Origin of the sequence: Micromonospora sp. D75 (assembly GCF_018070405.1) — a bacterium.
Taxonomy (GTDB): Bacteria; Actinomycetota; Actinomycetes; order Mycobacteriales; family Micromonosporaceae; genus Micromonospora; species Micromonospora chalcea.
In genome coordinates this window covers 1-765 of the sequence record NZ_JAGPXV010001111.1, presented here as the reverse complement: position 1 = coordinate 765, position 765 = coordinate 1, and the positions used below count along the sequence as shown (strand labels likewise).

The 765-nt window shown below is 72.4% G+C and carries 1 protein-coding gene; it reads right to left on the bottom strand.

Annotated elements, in window-relative coordinates:
* On the bottom strand, positions 1–229 hold a 229-nt coding region (locus KBX39_RS32360), incomplete at its 3' end, for a DedA family protein (protein ID WP_369010134.1).
* Positions 230–765: the final 536 nt, after the last annotated feature.

Below are 765 nucleotides of genomic sequence, written 5' to 3'. Positions count from 1 at the left end.
GCGTGGTGCGGCCGATCAGGTAGCAGGTCAGGTCGCCGATGAAGACGCCGGCCGCGCCGACAGCGATGGTGACCGGCAGGCTGAGCCCGCCGTAGACGGTCAGCGCCCCACTCGTGATCATGACGAGCTGGGTCGGCACCACCGGGACGAAGGCGTCGGCGATCAGCAGGGTCAGCAGCAGCGCGTACGCCCACATGGGCGACGCGACGTCAGAGATGAGCTCGGCCACGACCGCCACCTCGCCGGAGTTCTCCGTTCGACCGGATCGAGGGTGACGCCATGTCCGGCGTCACCACCACCGGCCCCACCTGGCGGTGACCAGCGACACCGACGGGCCGTAGGTGTGGAACGAGCCGACCCGGCCGGAAGTGACGGATGGGCGGGGCCGCGGAGCGGGGCGGCGGATCGACGGATCGCGGCGTACCGTTGGCGGGACGCGGCACCGGAGCCGTCGGGTCCCCCGTTCCCGATGTCCGGGCCGCCGCGGGTCGCCGGCAGGTCCCGTGTCGGCGACCCGCACCCTCTCTCCGAAATCCAGGTGCGCCGGTGCCGTCCGCGCGTCTACGGTCGGGGCATGCGCAGCGCGGTAGTGACCACGACGCCGGGTGTTCCCGGCGCGCCGCACTGACGTTTCCGTCGACGAGGCCCCGGGGCGATCCGCTCCGGGGCTTCGCGGCGTTCCGGTCCTGCTCGCCTCCGGGTCGTACCCGATCAAGGAGAGCGACATGATCGACCACCGCAGGCTCGGCCGGGACCTGGAGCTGT